We start from the raw sequence: 16,061 nt of genomic DNA, 5'->3' as shown, positions 1-16,061 counted from the left end.
CGGGGGTTTTGAAAATTGTTTGTCCACCTGCATGTGCACACTGAATATAGCCTTTTGGACGGGGCAGCCAGGATTAAAGATGCGGTAAAAACCGCCGTACAAATGGGTATGCCCTCACTGGCTATAACCGACCACGGGGTTATGTATGGTGTTGTGGATTTTTACAAGACTTGTAAAAAACAAAATATCAAGCCGGTCATAGGCTGTGAGGTATACGTGGCACCGCGTACCAGGCACGACCGCACGCCCCGGGTGGACGATAATCTGCATCACCTTGTGCTGCTGGCCGAGAATAATACCGGGCTGAGAAATTTGTTCAAGCTGGTTTCCCTGGCTTTTACCGAGGGCTTCTACTACAAGCCCCGGGTGGATAAAGAGCTGCTGGCCGCCCACAGTCAGGGGTTAATTGCTTTAAGCGGATGTATTGCCGGTGAAGTGGCCTCTCATATCATAAAGGATAACCCGGCGCAGGCGGCTCAAAGCGCGGCTGATTATGTAGATATATTTGGTAAAGGTAATTATTACCTGGAGCTGCAGGACCATGGTTTTGCCGAGCAAAGAACCGCCAACCGTGGGCTGCTGCAGCTGCACCAAAAATCCGGTATACCACTGGTAGTCACCAACGACGTACACTATGTTTTGCGGGAGCATGCTGAAATGCAGGATGTACTGCTATGTATTCAGACCGGTAGGACTCTGGATGACCCCGGGCGCATGAAATTTCAGTCTCAGGAGCTCTACCTGAAAAGTGAGCAGGAAATGGCCGGATTGTTCGGCGAGCTTGGCGAGGCTATGGAGAATACCGTGCGTATTGCCGATCGCTGTAATGTGGAACTGGAATTCGGCAAACTGCACCTGCCCGAATATCAAGTGCCCGACGGGCATACATTGGACTCTTACCTGCGGGAACTGTGCCTTGAGGGTATCAACTGGCGCTATGGTGGTATAAATGATGAAGTGCGGAAAAGGCTTGATTATGAGCTGGGCGTAATTAAACAAATGGGTTATTCAGCTTATTTCTTAATTGTTTGGGATTTTATTCATTACGCCAGGCAACAGGGCATTCCGGTAGGGCCGGGCCGCGGCTCGGCAGCAGGCAGCGTGGTGGCCTACGTGCTGGGTATTACTGAACTTGACCCGCTAAAGTATGATTTGCTGTTTGAGCGGTTTTTAAATCCCGAAAGGGTGTCCATGCCTGATATAGACATAGACTTTTGCTTTGAAAGGCGTGGCGAGGTCATTGAGTACGTGGCCAGGAAATACGGCTCGGACCGGGTGTCCCAGATTGCCACCTTTGGTACGATGGCTGCCAAAGGAGCTATTCGTGATGTGGGCCGGGTGTTGGGTATGGCTTACGGTGATGTGGACCGTATTGCCAAGCTGGTGCCCAACGATTTAAAAATTACCATTGAAAAAGCTTTGCAGGAGTCCCCCGAATTGAGCCAGGTATACCGGGAGGATGGTCAGGTGCAAAGGCTGATTGACATGGCTGCTCTGCTGGAGGGCATGCCCCGGCATGCTTCCACCCATGCCGCCGGGGTGGTGATCACCAGGCAACCCCTGACCCATTACCTGCCGCTGTATAAGGCTGCGGACGGACCGCTGACTACCCAGTTTGCCAAGGATCCGGTGGAGGAACTGGGCCTCTTGAAAATGGACTTCTTGGGGCTGCGTACCCTGACGGTGATTGCCGATGCGGTGCGCATGATCGGCCAAAACCACGGTGTAAAAATAAGCATTAATGAAATACCCCTTGACGACCCGCTGACATTTGACCTGCTCTGCCGTGGTGACGGGGTGGGCGTGTTCCAGCTGGAAAGCAGTGGTATGCGCGCCATCTTAAAGGATTTAAGGCCTGAGGTGTTTGAGGATATCATCGCCTTGGTGGCCCTGTACCGTCCCGGACCGCTGGGCAGCGGCATGGTGGAGGACTTTATTAAAAACAAACACGGCGAGAAAAAAGTGGTTTACCTGCACCCCATACTGGAGCCCATCTTAAGGGATACTTACGGTGTAATTCTTTACCAGGAGCAGGTTATGCGTATTGCCAGTGACCTGGCGGGATTTTCCCTGGGCGAGGCCGACATGATGCGCCGGGCCATGGGTAAGAAAAAGCCGGAAATACTAGCCGGGCTGCGGGTCCAGTTTACCGAGGGCGCGGAGAAAAACAATGTGGACGGCAATATTGCCGGACAGGTATTTGATTTAATTGAGTACTTTGCTGGATACGGGTTTAATAAGAGCCACTCGGCAGCTTATGCGCTGGTTTCTTACCAAACGGCTTATTTAAAGGCCAACTACCCGGTGGAGTTTATGGCCGCGCTTTTGACATCAGTGAGGGATAATACGGATAAAGTTTCTTTTTATATCGAGGAATGCCGCCGCATGGGTATTGATGTGCTGCCGCCTGACGTAAATATTAGCGGCGTGGATTTTACAGTGGCGGGTGGCAGTATAAGGTTTGGTATGGCTGCGATAAAAAACGTGGGTTTAAATGCTGTTAAGTGCATCATTAATGTTAAAGAGAGCGGCGGCCCATATACAGCATTTGCGGATTTTTGCCAGCGAGTGGACACCCGGTTAATCAACCGCCGGGTGCTGGAAAATCTTATTAAGAGCGGCGCTCTGGATTCCCTGGGTCATCACCGTTCGCAAATGATGGCTGCCATAGACGCGGGGTTGGGGTTGGCTCAACTTACCCAGCAAGATCGCCAAAACGGTCAGCGATCGTTGCTGGACTTTTGGGGAGAAGATGTAAAAAAAACGCTGTCGCTGGATATGCCCAGTATCGAGGAGTTTGATCCCGGGGATTTACTGGTTATGGAAAAGGAGGCGCTGGGCCTTTATGTTAGTGGACACCCGCTATCGCAGTACCGGGAAACAATTTTAAGGCACACCACTCACCAGACAGTAACCCTGGCGGAACTGGAGGATCGCACCGAAGTAGTGGTAGGGGGCATGATAAATGCGGTGAAGAGAATAACTACAAAAAAGGGTGACAACATGGCCTTTGCCAATCTGGAGGATTTGTCCGGTACGGTGGAACTGGTTATCTTTCCGCGTTGCTACCAGCAATGTGCTTCGTTGCTTAAAGTTGACAGCCCGGTACTGGCCAGGGGAGTAACTAATATTAACGGAGAAGATGTCAAGGTTATTGTTAATATGCTGGAAACTATGACCTTGCGCAAATACGGAGAGCTATACCTAAAGATTGAGGACGTTACTATGGATACCATTTCCAAAGTACAGATGGTTTTATGCTCCCATCCCGGTGAGTGCCCGGTTTACCTTTACTTTCCCCGGGACAAAAAGCTGGCCCTGGCGGACAGCCGCTTTTGGGTTAACCTGGATTCCGATGTGGTACAGCAGTTAACCGGTTTTTTGGGCCAGGAACGGGTAAAAATAAAGGATGCCCTGGCAAACCAAGATAACCCCGCTGCGGCCGGGCAAGTAAATAGCTTGTCAAACTGATGAGGCTGTGTTATGATGACTGCTATAATAAGGTAATTTTTATGGGGTGAAAAATATGAGCGAATACAACGAATTAGCCGGGGAATATATTGTAGTTAAGGCGCTGGAAAACGGTGTAACCATCATCGGTCTCACCCGCGGGCGTGATACAAAGTTCCATCATTCTGAAAAACTGGACAAGGGTGAAATAATGATTGCCCAGTTTACTCAACATACTTCAGCTATTAAAATACGCGGCCGGGCAGAGATAATGACCAAGCACGGTAACCTAAGAACAGACCAGACATAAATTGACTAAGCGTACTATGATATAAACTGATGCAAAATATCCAGGGAAATGCCCTGGGTATTTTTTACTGTATGCTTATTGCTAAAAAATACCTGACGGGTCCAGTATTATTATTGCTGGATTGTCTTATGAAACTAACGGGTCTGTTATGTATTGCTCAATATTGGTGAAAATATAGCTGCATATTTAAGTTGTGATAGTAAAAAGTATTATTGTTAATATAATAAATCAGTACCGTCTACAGCGTTTAAGCATAAGCCACTTTGAAGGAGGTAGCAGCTGTGCAGCGTATTGCTGTTTTAACAAGCGGGGGTGATTCTCCGGGTATGAACGCCGCTATCCGGGCTGTAGTTAGAAAGGCTATATACCACGGGTTGGAGGTAATCGGTATCCAAAGGGGATTCAGCGGCTTTGTTGAGGCCGATATGGGGCCAATGAATCTGGGTTCGGTAGCGGATATTATACACCGGGGCGGTACCATACTGCGCACCGCCCGATCGGAGGAATTTAAGACCCCCGAAGGTAGAGCCAAAGCCTATGCCAATGTGCAGCGCTTTGGTATACAGGGATTGGTGGTTATTGGCGGTGACGGATCTTTTAAAGGGGCGGATATGTTTAACAACGAATACAATTTACCTGTTGTTGGTGTACCCGGCACCATAGATAATGATATTACGGGCACTGAATATTCTATTGGTTTTGATACCGCCATTAACACTGTTGTGGAGGCTATTAATAAAATTCGCGATACCGCAACTTCCCATGAAAGAACTTTTATTCTTGAGGTTATGGGCCGCGAAAGCGGATATATAGCTTTGATGGCCGGCCTGGCCGGCGGTGCAGAATCAATACTGATACCTGAACTGCGTCACAGTATGGACGAAGTTTGTGAAAAACTAATTCGCGGTTATAAACGTGGTAAGCTGCACAGTATCATCATAGTAGCGGAAGGTGCTGCCAGCGGCCTTGATGTGGGTAAGCAAATCAGGGAAAAAACCGGGCTTGAAACCAAGGTTACTATTCTAGGCCATTTGCAGAGGGGCGGAACTCCCACGGCATTTGACCGCATCCTGGCCAGCCGAATGGGCGCTAAAGCGGTGGAGATGCTTATGGAAGGATTTCGAAAACATATGGTGGGCATGTTGGAGGACAAGATTGTGGCCGGGGCGCTGGATACTGCATTTAATGGCAAAAGGCCCATAAACATGGAAATATATAACCTGGCAAATATACTATCCATATAGGGAGGGATTATTATGCGGCGCACCAAAATAGTATGCACTATTGGACCGACCAGTGAGAGCATAACTATATTGGAGCAATTAATGCTGGCCGGTATGAATGTAGCCAGGCTGAACTTTTCCCACGGTACCCATGATGATCATGCCCGCCGGCTGGCAGCCGTACGTAAAGCCGCCGGTAATGTGGGCAAAAATATAGCCATTTTACTTGATACCAAGGGGCCTGAGATACGGCTGGGTTATCTGGAAAAGGATTTTGTGCGGCTTAAAACCGGCGATAGTATTACCCTGACCACCGAGACAATTAAAGGCAATGAGAGGATTCTTCCCGTCAGCTACCGGGGATTGCCCAAAGACGTTAAACCCAATGACCGGATATTAATATCCGATGGATTGATTGCCTTGCGGGTGAATAGCATAGCCGGAGAGAAAATTAATTGTACCGTGGAAAACGGCGGTGAGATTACCAGTCAAAAAGGGGTTAATGTCCCCGATGTTTATGTAAAAATGCCGGCCATCACTGAACAAGATGAGCGTGATATTATTTTTGGCATAGAAAATAACTTTGACTTTGTAGCCGCTTCTTTTGTGCGCCGGGCTAACGATATACTAATTATTCGTAAAATCATTGAAGATAACGGCGGCCAAATGGATATAATTTCCAAAATTGAGAACCGGGAGGCCGTCAATAAGCTAGATGAAATAATTGAAGTGTCTGATGGTATAATGGTGGCCCGAGGTGACCTGGGTGTGGAGATCCCTCCGGAGGAAGTGCCGTTGATTCAAAAAACCATCATTGATAAATGTAAGCAAGCAGGCAAGCCAGTGATTACAGCTACTCAAATGCTGGAATCAATGATTCAAAACCCGCGTCCCACCAGGGCCGAAGCCAGTGATGTGGCCAACGCCATTTTGGACGGTACCGATGCGGTGATGCTTTCCGGTGAGACCGCTGCCGGCAAATACCCTGTGGAAGCAGTGGAAACTATGGCCCGTATTGCCGCCCGGGCTGAATCAGCAATTAAATTTGATGAATTGCTGAAAAACAGGCGCCGGGTGCTATCTAAAACCGTTACCGACGCCATCAGCCATGCTACCGTGTCTACTGCTCTGGACTTGGGAGCCGCGGCTATTATCACTTCCACGGAATCAGGCTATACTGCTAAAATGGTTAGTAAGTACAGGCCCCAGGCACCAATCATTGCTGTTACCCCCAAGAGGACGGTACTGCGTAAAATGGCGCTGGTCTGGGGGGTGCAGCCGCTGCTGGTAGGTCGCACTGAGGATACAGACAGCATGATCTCTGCGGCTGTGGAAGTTTCTCTGGCTGCCGGGCTGATCAAAGCCGGGGATTTAATAGTTATCACCGCGGGCGTGCCCGTGGGGGTGCATGGCACCACCAATCTTGTTAAGGTACATACCGTGGGTGAAATCATAGCTAAAGGCACGGGGATCATTAAACGGTCGGTGACCGGCAAGGCATGTGTGGCCGATAGTGCTCGTGAGGCGATGGAGAAGATGGAGGATGGTAGTGTACTGGTAACCCATGACACAGATCGCGATTTTATTCCGGCTATTGAAAAGGCTGCAGCTCTAATTACTGAGACGGGCGGGTTAACTTCCCATGCCGCCATCGTTGGCCTGGAGTTCGGCATACCGGTGATTGTGGGGGTGGAGGAGGCTACCAGGATAATCCCCGACGGGGAAGTGGTAACTGTGGATGGTCAGCGGGGTCTGGTATATAGAGGCACGGCAAAGGTTTTATAAACGTATTTTTTATTGGCATAAATTTCAATGACCTGTAGATAAATATTATAATCTTTGTAAAAACCGCCTTGTCGCAGGTTATGCTATAAACCGTGGAGGCGATTATAGCGTGCAGGATTACTTGGTAAACTATATAGATACGCTGGGTTTGGGCGGGTTGCTGGGCGGTTTAATTATCGAGGCTCTGGGCCTGCCCTTTCCCGGTGGGGTAATGATCATGTTTACCGGCTTTTTGGTTAACCAGAACAGGCTTAACTTTTACAGTGTATTTTTGATTGCGGTATTGGCCTTTAATATCGGTGCCACGGCAGCATTTTATGTAGGTCGCTATATGGGGGAACCCGTGCTGTACCGCTATGGCAAATACTTGCGTATTAACCCCCACAAGTTGGAGATGGCTCGCCGTTGGATGCAGCAATCTGCAGCCCTGTTCATTATAGTAGGTAGGTTTGTGCCAATGGTCAGTAACCTTACCCCGTATATAGCCGGTGCCAGCGGACTTAAGCTGACCAGATTTTTATTATATAACATGATATTTTCGCTAATTTGGGTTTCCTTCAATATATCCGTGGGTATGTTATTTGGTTATAAGTGGCCCGCCATAGCAGGCTATTTTCAGCAACAGGTGCCATTGGCGGCGCTGGTTTTGCTGCTGACTTATGTAGCCGTCAAATTGATTATTAATTATTTTCATGCCATAAGGAGTGAAAAGGTATGACCAACACTATTATCTGTCTGGGTGATAGCATTACCTTTGGTTACCCCCTGGGGCCTGAATTTTCCTGGGTAAATCATTTATATCGGCGTACGGGGATAAACCTGGTGAATCGCGGTGTTAATGGGGACACCACTTTGGACATGCTGCGCCGCTATGAACGATATGTTCCGGCATCAAAGGTGACACATGTACATATACTGGGCGGCGCCAATGATGCCTGGATGGGGTTGGATATGGCTGCAACAAAGCGCAATATCCAAGAGATGGTGAAGTTAAGCAGGCAGCAAGGTATTATACCTATGCTGGGCTTGGTTACCCCCCTTACCTCCGACCCGATCGAGGGTGGCACTTTTTTACCCTTTGGTATGGAAGCGATGGTCAGCTGGTTGGCTCGATATAGAAATTGGCTGAGCGATTATGCAGTCAGCGAGTCTATTATGTTGATTGATTATTATACACCGTTATGTATTCCGGGAACTGGCCAGGGTGATGGTCAATATTTTTATGATGAATGTCACCTTAACGATAAGGGTTATATGCTTATGGCGGAGATAGCTGAAAGAGCAGTATTAAAATTGCTGTAGCCGTAGCCGTCCAATTTATGTAAAGTATAGTGTTTGCTGGCTAACACTATACTTTACATGAAAATGTATACATTTGTTTACATTGCTGCTGTTGATCATTATCCCTCTCAATGCAGGCCAATTTATTGGATTATCACCAGAACACCGTTAACATTCGATAAAAATAGCTATAAATACAATTAAACAGGGAATTAAATTAATTATTTTGAAAAGTGGTACAATTATTGCAATTCAGATATAAAGAATATCGTCGTAATCATCACCGCTGTATAAAGCCGTCACGTGGTATAATTATTGCAAGATATAAAGAATATGATGTCTCTAATTTACAATGTAGTAAATCAACAGAGATAAACCGTATTCATTAAGCTGTTTATACCTAGGTAATGGTACTAGTGATAATCCAATAATATAAGGGGGATGTCTATAATGAGAACAACTAATTATGAGCCTTTATCACCTCTGGCCTTTCTGGAAAGAAGCGCCTTTGTTTATCCAGACAAAAAAGCGATTATTTATAACGACCAGTCCTTCACATATGCTGAGTTTAAAGACCGGGTGCAGCGGTTTGCAACTGCGCTAAAACAACAGGGCATTGAAAAAGGGGATAAGGTGGCTTTTCTTTGCCCGAACTTGCCGCCTCTTTTGGAAGCACACTATGCGGTTCCCCTGGTTGGCGGGGTGCTGGTGAGCATTAATATCCGCCTGGCCCCTCAAGAAGTTGCTTACATTTTACAGCACTCGGGAAGTAAAATGCTGTTTGTCGATACTGAATTTGCCGGTGTTATCAAACCTATTATGAGTGAAATAGGGGACGTCAAGATCGTAAACATTTGCGATGTGGAGTCCAAAGTTTTTGACGGTCCGGATTACGAGGAATTCATATCTGTAGACCCCGATGAATTTACCTTTGGGGTGGACGATGAACTACAGCACATAACCCTTAATTACACCAGCGGCACCACCGGCAAGCCCAAAGGTGTGCTGTATACCCACCGGGGGGCTTATTTAAACGCATTGGGGGAGTTGTTGGAGTTCCAATGCAATCCTTCCACCATATATTTATGGACTTTGCCCATGTTTCACTGCAACGGCTGGTGTTTTACTTGGGCTATCACCGCCATTGGCGGCACTCACGTATGCTTAAGGAAAGTGGTGCCTGATGAAATATATAAACAAATTCAAAAGCATGAAGTATCGCACCTCAGCGCAGCTCCCATAGTCTTGATAGGTATGGCGAACTATAAGGGTATTGGGGATGTGCAGATGAAAAAACATTTGAACATAATGACGGCCGGCGCGCCGCCTTCACCAACCGTTATTAAAAATATGGAATCTGTTGGATGTACTGTAATACAAACTTACGGTCTCACCGAAGTATACGGACCGCACAGCGTATGTGAGTGGCAGCCTCAATGGAATGATCTGGCTATTGAAGATCGGGCCAAGATTAAAGCTAGACAAGGTGTTCCTTATGTAACCGCTACTTATATGGATGTTGTTAATCCGGCTTCAATGGAACCGATGCCTCATGATGGGGAAACTATTGGTGAAATAGTCATGCGGGGTAATAATGTCATGGCCGGTTATTATAATCAACCCGAGGATACAGAACAAGCTTTCCGGGGCGGCTGGTTTCACAGCGGTGATTTAGCAGTCACCCACCCCAATGGTTATATAGAAATTAAAGACCGGATGAAGGATGTTACCATCAGTGGCGGCGAGAATATTTCCACTGTGGAAGTTGAAAATGTTATTTACCAGCATCCGGACGTACTGGAAGTGGCTGTAGTGGCAATGCCCCACGAAAAATGGGGTGAGGTACCAAAGGCATTTGTAACTTTGAAGGAAGGTACCAGCCCCACCGCAGAGGATATCATCAAGTTTTGCCAGGAAAGAATAGCACGGTTCAAGGCACCCAAGGAAATTGAGTTTGGTGAACTACCCAAGACATCCACCGGCAAAATAATGAAATACAAGCTCCGGGCCAAGGAATGGGCGGGGCGTGAGAAAAAGGTCAATTAATGCTTGAAGCGTGAAATAAAAATAAAAGTTGTGATCTATAAAAAACAGCAAGTACCGGCTAAATAGCTGGTACTTGCTGTGTTCTGTATAGGAGTGCTCCAGGTTGAAGTTTGGGTTATATCACGCCGGTGCCAGCTTAATGGCACCGGCAGCGGCCAGTTGATCATTTTTTATAGCCAATGCCCCGGTAACTGAATTGATACTCATAGCGAATTCAACTGCTGTTTGCAGATCGTCTTCATTTTGTACCTGGTTTGCTGCAGCTGTAGCCACGGCATCAGCCAGTGCAGCCGATGGCGCCATAATCACCACTGCGTCTGCATGGCCCAGGCTTAGGGAGTGACCTACGGTGCCTGATGAGGTGCAAATACCCAGAGGCATGCGGTGTGACTCAATTTCCAGGGCCAGCCGGTTGGTGAAGGGGGAGGACCCTGCAAAAACACCGATCTTGCGTTTCCGTTCGGAACGCATATAAATATCACCGCCGTTTTCAACGATCACTTCCCGGCAGCGCCTGGCCAGATATAAACCCATGTGCTGGGCAATTGCCCCGGCTACTGCAGACATGGGACCGATGCCGGCGGTGGCGGCGGCCCGGGCCATAATTCTGGCGATCTCGGGAGCGCCCGGGCCTGGCGTATATGGTTCCAACGTGTGATAAAAAGTGTGATCTGCTGTAATGTATTGTTCCAGTTGCGAGCGGATTTTAATTATTTCTTGTTTTACACCATCCACCAGCCCGGCAGTCAGCTTGTCATGGGCAATGCCTATATCCAGGTCTGTTTCCTTAATGGCGATTTGAAAAAATACCAGGTCCTGCTGTCGGTGCAGCAGCCTGTAAGACCGTTCCACGTATTCCTTCAAAAACGAACCTCCATAGCTTTCATTGGACATGCTTTAACACACAAATGGCAAACTACGCAGCGATCACTGTTAAACCGCACCACCATGTCGGGTCTTTCCATATACAGGGCCCCGGTTGGGCAAATATCGGTGCAGGCGCCGCAGCTCACACATTTTTCTTCATTCTGGATGATTTCCTCCGTCAGCGATTGTACACGTACACCTAACCGGCGCAGGTATTCAATACCTTGCTCGGTATTAACCCCTGTAATATCCATTACCAGGGTGCCTTCTTTCTGCGGGTTGACATTGGCCTTTAATATATTTATAACCAAATCATAATCTTTTACCAGCTTATATATGATAGGTTGATCTGCTATGTCAGCGCCGAAACGCAGCACTACTTTTTTTGAGGACATTTTTACACGCTCCTTTTGCGCAAATTAACCCTTCAAGGTGTTGACCTTGATTCCCGCGTCCGCATTCGGTAATAGCTGTACCGGTTCACCAAGCAAAAAGTCGCCTTTTTGAATCCACTGCTTTAACGTACCAGCTATTTCCCGAGCCCGCGGGTAGCTGGAAACCGGCGCTGTGGGTACTTCTTTGCCGTTGACAGTTATTTTGCCGCTTTTTAGCTCGGCGTAACTGACATAGCCCAGGTTGGATGAGTTGAGGTTGGGGAACGCATCGCTGTAATCCATGATGGGGGCGTATAATTCATCGTCCCCGGCCGCCGCATAACGGCAGATTTCCTCATTAAGCAGCGGTATGGGTATGCCAATTCCCACCGTTAAGGTAGCTCCGTAACCGAGCATGCTGGTACCCACCAGCCAGCGCGGGCTCATTTGTTTTAAGTCACCCAGTACTGACAGAGTGGCACCGGCATGGCCATAGCTTTGGCCGTTATCATCCTGATTAACTCCCGGGAAGTGCTGAGTACCGTTCCAAACCACGTAACCAATGCCGCCGCCTAAGAAAATGCGCGTGCCCACCCCGATAGTTTTAAACATAGGGTCTTTTAGCAGTGGGCTGAGCTGTCCCGACGTAGAGTAGTGCGCGTTGGCCAGGTTGGCTTTGAGCATGCCAAGGTAGGTATAGATGGTCCGGGTGCTCAAGTTGACGGCGCAGTTATAGTTCTGGTAAGCATTACGCGGGTTGAAAAGTATGGCTTCATTAATATCGTCAATAGTAATTTCAGTTTCTATTTCCCTGCGGGGATAACAGTCCGTGCCATAGCCGGTGGCTTTAAGCAGCACCTTTTTGCGGGCTACCAGGTCCTGGATGACATGTCCGCCGCCATACCGGAACTCACCCGGGTGAACGCTGTTTAAAGGATCATCTTCGGGCACCTCAGTGGCCCCGATAAAGGCGTCAACAGCGGCGATGCCACTATAGGCAGGTACATCGTTCAGCCAAACTTTATTCATTTTAATACGTGGCTTGGAATGACCCAAGCTTAAAAAAGCGCCGGAAGAGCACATGGGACCGAATGTTCCTGTCGTTACCACATCCACTTCAGATGTGACACGTGTTACTCCTTTTTCTTTAACCATATTGACCAGTTCCTCAGCGGTTACCACTACGGCCTGGCCTTTTTTAATTCGTTCATTAATCTCCTGGAAAGTTTTTTCCACTGCCATTTACGTAACACACCTCCACATTTTTGTGCTCTGCTCCGACAAAATGTAAACCTCTTCCAAGCACAGAAGAGGTTTGCATAATATCTGCACCTCTTATCTGCCAGAAGCTTTGCTTCTGCAGGAATTAGCACCATACTTTCAGGAAAAACAAAAGCTGGTTGCCGGGCTTCATAGGGCCAGTCCCTCCACCACTCCGGATAAGAGCACTTAATTATTCATTTTTTATTGCTATATTAGTTTATCAACTAAGGTGATTGGTTGTCAATAACCCAGATAAATTATTTAGACTATAGGCGTGCTAAATCCCTGGGGTTCCGAATAAAACAATATCGCAATGTCCCCTCAAAAAAATACCTGCCTGCGAATTAATTAGTAGAAAACTAAAAGGAGGTATGATGTTTGAAAAGGATCCTGATCTTAATGATGACCGGCCTGCTGGTAATGGCCCTGTCGGCCGGTGCAGCTTGGGCTAAGCCGGACAATGCTAAAAAGGAAGAGGGACAAACCAAAGTAAAGGCAATGCAGATGTACAAGACCCAGTACAAGGCCATGGTGGACGGTGAGATTTCAGTTAAGAGCAATAATTTTAATGACACTGCAAATCACTGGGGCAGCGCTTCAATACAACGGATGGCGGCTATGAGGCTATTCGCCGGGTACGATGACGGCACTTTTAAGCCCAACAACAACATGAGCCAGGCGGAGATGATTGCGCTGCTGATGAGATTGGTGGACACCGATAGCAACGATGACGAAGAAGAAGATAACGTAAGCAATTACAGTGAAAAGATTAAGGAAGTCCCTGAGTGGGCCAGGAATTCGGTTATAAAAGCCGCAAATTTACAAATAATGAGCTTAAACCGGTTCCATTCTGCACAGCAGGCTTCTCGGGCTCAAACATGTGTGGCATTTGCCAAAGCATTGGATTTAGATCCGATTGATATCGATGAAGTAAATTTTGCCGATAAATTACTGATTGACGAAGAGGATCTTGGATATATTCTGGCTATGTATCAGGCAGGTTATATCAAGGGTGCGCCGGGTAATTACTTCTTACCCCAAAATGGCATAACTAGGGCTGAAATGGCTGCCATCTTGGAAAGAATTCTGGCCGACCTTAAAGAAGACGATGAAGATGAAGATGAAGATGAAGTTGATCTTTCCGACCTGGAAAACGATCTGTTAAGCGACTACGACGAAATTGAAAATGTGCCTGTAGATAATATCAAGCTGGATGGCGACGAGGATAAAGTTTACGTTGAGGTAGAGGTTGACCTGGACGATTACGAGGACGAGTGGGCCGATTTGAATAACAGTGATATCAAGGACTGGTTGAAAGACCTGGTGGGCGATATCCAGGGCGAACTCTCCAAGGATACCATCGTTAGCGGCAAAATTATCAACAGTGATAACGATGTAGTGTTGGTCAGATTTAGAAAAGACGGGACCGATGATCTTTCTATAAGTTATATTATCGACGATGTGAACGACGTGGAGGATGAACTAAAAGGCGATGAATTTGATATAGCCGACATCGAATTCGAGATTACTTCAATCAATTACAACGAAGATGATGAGATCATGGTCGATTTAGAGGCGCAAGAAGATATTTCCTCTAGTCAATGGGATGACTTGGACAGCAGCGACGTTGAGGATGACGTGGAAATCATCTGCGAAGAAATTGCACAAGCATTTCAAGACGATGCTGACGCTGAGCCGGTAATGATTTACATCAATTTATATGATGAAGATTCACATTTGCTGGAAAAATATGAGTATGACGTGGAAAATGAATCACTGGATTAGATTATAAAGGAGTAAAATAAAAAACGGTATCCCATACGAAGAGAGTCGTGGCTTATAATCGCCCGGCTCTCTTATATATTTTTCAGTGCGTTAATACTGCCGCTGGAACTTTATGCCAACAAAGAGGCTGTTATGTTATCCCCGATGAAATAGTTCAAAGCGGTGTTTGCTAGTGTTGGATTTTGGAAAAACAGTCATTAGACATCTCGCAGTAAAATTATCTGCCGTCGCTATATTTCATTATATAATAACTTTTATCAGCGATAATTTTCTGCAGGGCTGTGATAAATCTGTCCACTTCCAGACTGTTGTTATACAGTCCAAAGCTGACTCTCACCAGACCGGGGAAAGGTATATCAGGATTGTTGACAAAATAATCTATATGCTCGGAAGTCAAGTTCAATAATCTTAAGGCGTATGGATGTGCGCAAAACAAGCCGTTTCTTACCTCAATCCCATCTTCACCGGAAAGTATTTTGGCTGTCAGTTCGTGATGTACCCCCCTGATGTTAAAGGGTATAATACTTACTTTTCTCTTATTGATTTGGCTGTATGCATAAATATCAATATGAGGTAGGTATTTCAATCTATTCAAAGCGTAGTTTGTTAAAGCATTTTCATATGCTTCAATTCGTTCAATACCTATACTTTGCATGGTTTTTATAGCCGCAGTTAGCGCGGCCACCCCCATAACATTGGGAGTACCGGCCTCATCCCTTGCAGGGGGTTCTTCCCAATATATAGACTGGTGTGTTACGAGTTTAACGTCTCCTCCGCCTTTATATACAGGTTCGCTATTTGCAAAAACTTCTTGGGGGCCAATAAGTACTCCCACTCCGAATGGAGAATACATTTTATGCGACGAAAAGACCAGGTAATCAATATGTTCCGGTGAACCAAAAGGCTTCATATCAACCCCTATATGCGGAACTAATTGTGCCCCGTCAATTAAAACCTTAGTGCCGTGTTTATGAACTATTTTAGCTATCTCATGAATAGGATTAACGTAGCCTGTTATATTCGAGGCTCCCGTAACCGTTACCAGTTTAACTCTTCCGCTGTATTTTTTTAGTTTGTTTTCCAGGTCATCTAAACGCAGCCTGCCGTAATCATCTATTTCCACATAATCAACTGTAAATTTACCTCTCCAGGGTAAGTCATTGGCGAGGTGTTCCATCCATGTGGAAAGAATTACCTGATTTTTATCATTTTCGCACAATAGATAGGCCAGCATATTGATAGATTCTGTTGTATTCCTTGTATAAATAACAACATCCTTCTCTTTATCCACTTTTACAAAATCTTTTATAACCTGCCTGCCATCTTCATAAACTTGTGTAGATACAATTGATTTATAACCTGCCCCCCGGTGAACAGAAGAATACCAGGGGGCAAAATTATTTATTTCTTTCATAACCGAAAAGAAGGGTGGAGTAGATGCTGCATTATCAAAGTTAACTGCTGTTACATATGTATTATTTGCTAAAGGTACTTTTGTATCCACTCCGACAACCAGGTTTCTTAAGTCAGGTTGCGATATGTTATATTGCAAACGAATCATCTCCATCTATGAAAAAAGTATTGAAAAGGTATCTCATATCCTATCCATTAAACAGACATATATTCCTGTAAGCCTGGCCCGGACTATATTATCTATAAAGAGACTTGGGGTATTTG

At 46.4% G+C, this 16,061-nt stretch carries 12 protein-coding genes and 1 riboswitch; of the genes, 8 read left to right on the top strand and 4 right to left on the bottom strand.

What is annotated here, in order from left to right:
• Nucleotides 1–15: 15 nt before the first annotated feature.
• The 7 genes from DESGI_RS11645 (at nt 16) to DESGI_RS11615 (ending at nt 10,095) form a co-directional block, all read left to right on the top strand.
• The gene (locus tag DESGI_RS11645; protein ID WP_006523098.1) at nt 16–3,471 is read left to right on the top strand and encodes a DNA polymerase III subunit alpha; all 3,456 of its coding nucleotides are present in this window, start codon (nt 16–18) and stop codon (nt 3,469–3,471) included.
• 55 nt (nt 3,472–3,526) lie between these two features.
• Entirely contained in the window at nt 3,527–3,760 is a 234-nt protein-coding gene (gene mtrB, locus DESGI_RS11640) for a trp RNA-binding attenuation protein MtrB (RefSeq protein WP_006523097.1), read from the top strand.
• A 281-nt stretch (nt 3,761–4,041) separates the two neighbouring features.
• Nucleotides 4,042–5,004 (top strand): 6-phosphofructokinase, encoded by a 963-nt coding sequence (pfkA, locus tag DESGI_RS11635; protein WP_006523096.1) that lies wholly within the window; start codon nt 4,042–4,044, stop codon nt 5,002–5,004.
• Between the two features lie 12 nt (nt 5,005–5,016).
• On the top strand, nt 5,017–6,768 hold the full coding sequence (gene pyk / locus DESGI_RS11630; protein ID WP_006523095.1) for a pyruvate kinase: 1,752 nt from the start codon (nt 5,017–5,019) through the stop codon (nt 6,766–6,768).
• Between the two features lie 109 nt (nt 6,769–6,877).
• Complete coding sequence (locus DESGI_RS11625; protein WP_006523094.1) at nt 6,878–7,486, top strand: DedA family protein; 609 nt, start codon at nt 6,878–6,880, stop codon at nt 7,484–7,486.
• On the top strand, nt 7,483–8,070 hold the full coding sequence (locus DESGI_RS11620) for a GDSL-type esterase/lipase family protein (RefSeq protein WP_006523093.1): 588 nt from the start codon (nt 7,483–7,485) through the stop codon (nt 8,068–8,070). Before DESGI_RS11625 ends, DESGI_RS11620 begins: the two co-directional genes overlap by 4 nt.
• A gap of 429 nt (nt 8,071–8,499) precedes the next feature.
• Nucleotides 8,500–10,095, top strand: coding sequence for an acyl--CoA ligase family protein (locus DESGI_RS11615; protein ID WP_006523092.1), 1,596 nt, complete (start codon nt 8,500–8,502; stop codon nt 10,093–10,095).
• A 120-nt stretch (nt 10,096–10,215) separates the two neighbouring features.
• Here the strand turns inward: DESGI_RS11615 and DESGI_RS11610 are convergent, their stop codons facing one another.
• The 3 genes from DESGI_RS11610 to DESGI_RS11600 are packed head-to-tail and all read right to left on the bottom strand — an operon-like array spanning nt 10,216 to nt 12,578.
• On the bottom strand, nt 10,216–10,959 hold the full coding sequence (locus DESGI_RS11610) for a UPF0280 family protein (RefSeq protein WP_006523091.1): 744 nt from the start codon (nt 10,957–10,959) through the stop codon (nt 10,216–10,218).
• Nucleotides 10,956–11,357, bottom strand: a complete 402-nt coding sequence (locus DESGI_RS11605) for an NIL domain-containing protein (protein WP_006523090.1) — start codon at nt 11,355–11,357, stop codon at nt 10,956–10,958. The genes DESGI_RS11610 and DESGI_RS11605 overlap by 4 nt, the downstream gene beginning before the upstream one ends.
• Nucleotides 11,358–11,381: 24 nt before the next feature.
• Complete coding sequence (locus DESGI_RS11600; protein ID WP_006523089.1) at nt 11,382–12,578, bottom strand: homocysteine biosynthesis protein; 1,197 nt, start codon at nt 12,576–12,578, stop codon at nt 11,382–11,384.
• Between the two features lie 90 nt (nt 12,579–12,668).
• Nucleotides 12,669–12,782, bottom strand: a riboswitch (SAM riboswitch).
• 195 nt (nt 12,783–12,977) lie between these two features.
• On the opposite strand from DESGI_RS11600, the gene DESGI_RS11595 reads away from it, so the two are divergent.
• Nucleotides 12,978–14,384, top strand: a complete 1,407-nt coding sequence (locus tag DESGI_RS11595) for an S-layer homology domain-containing protein (RefSeq protein ID WP_006523088.1) — start codon at nt 12,978–12,980, stop codon at nt 14,382–14,384.
• A 217-nt stretch (nt 14,385–14,601) separates the two neighbouring features.
• Here DESGI_RS11595 and DESGI_RS11590 read toward each other — a convergent pair whose 3' ends face one another.
• Complete coding sequence (locus tag DESGI_RS11590) at nt 14,602–15,945, bottom strand: aminotransferase class V-fold PLP-dependent enzyme (RefSeq protein ID WP_041285415.1); 1,344 nt, start codon at nt 15,943–15,945, stop codon at nt 14,602–14,604.
• Nucleotides 15,946–16,061: the final 116 nt, after the last annotated feature.

It is taken from the genome of Desulfoscipio gibsoniae DSM 7213 (genome assembly GCF_000233715.2).
Classification (GTDB): Bacteria; Bacillota; Desulfotomaculia; order Desulfotomaculales; family Desulfallaceae; genus Sporotomaculum; species Sporotomaculum gibsoniae.
This window is presented reverse-complemented; position numbering and strand designations above follow the sequence as displayed.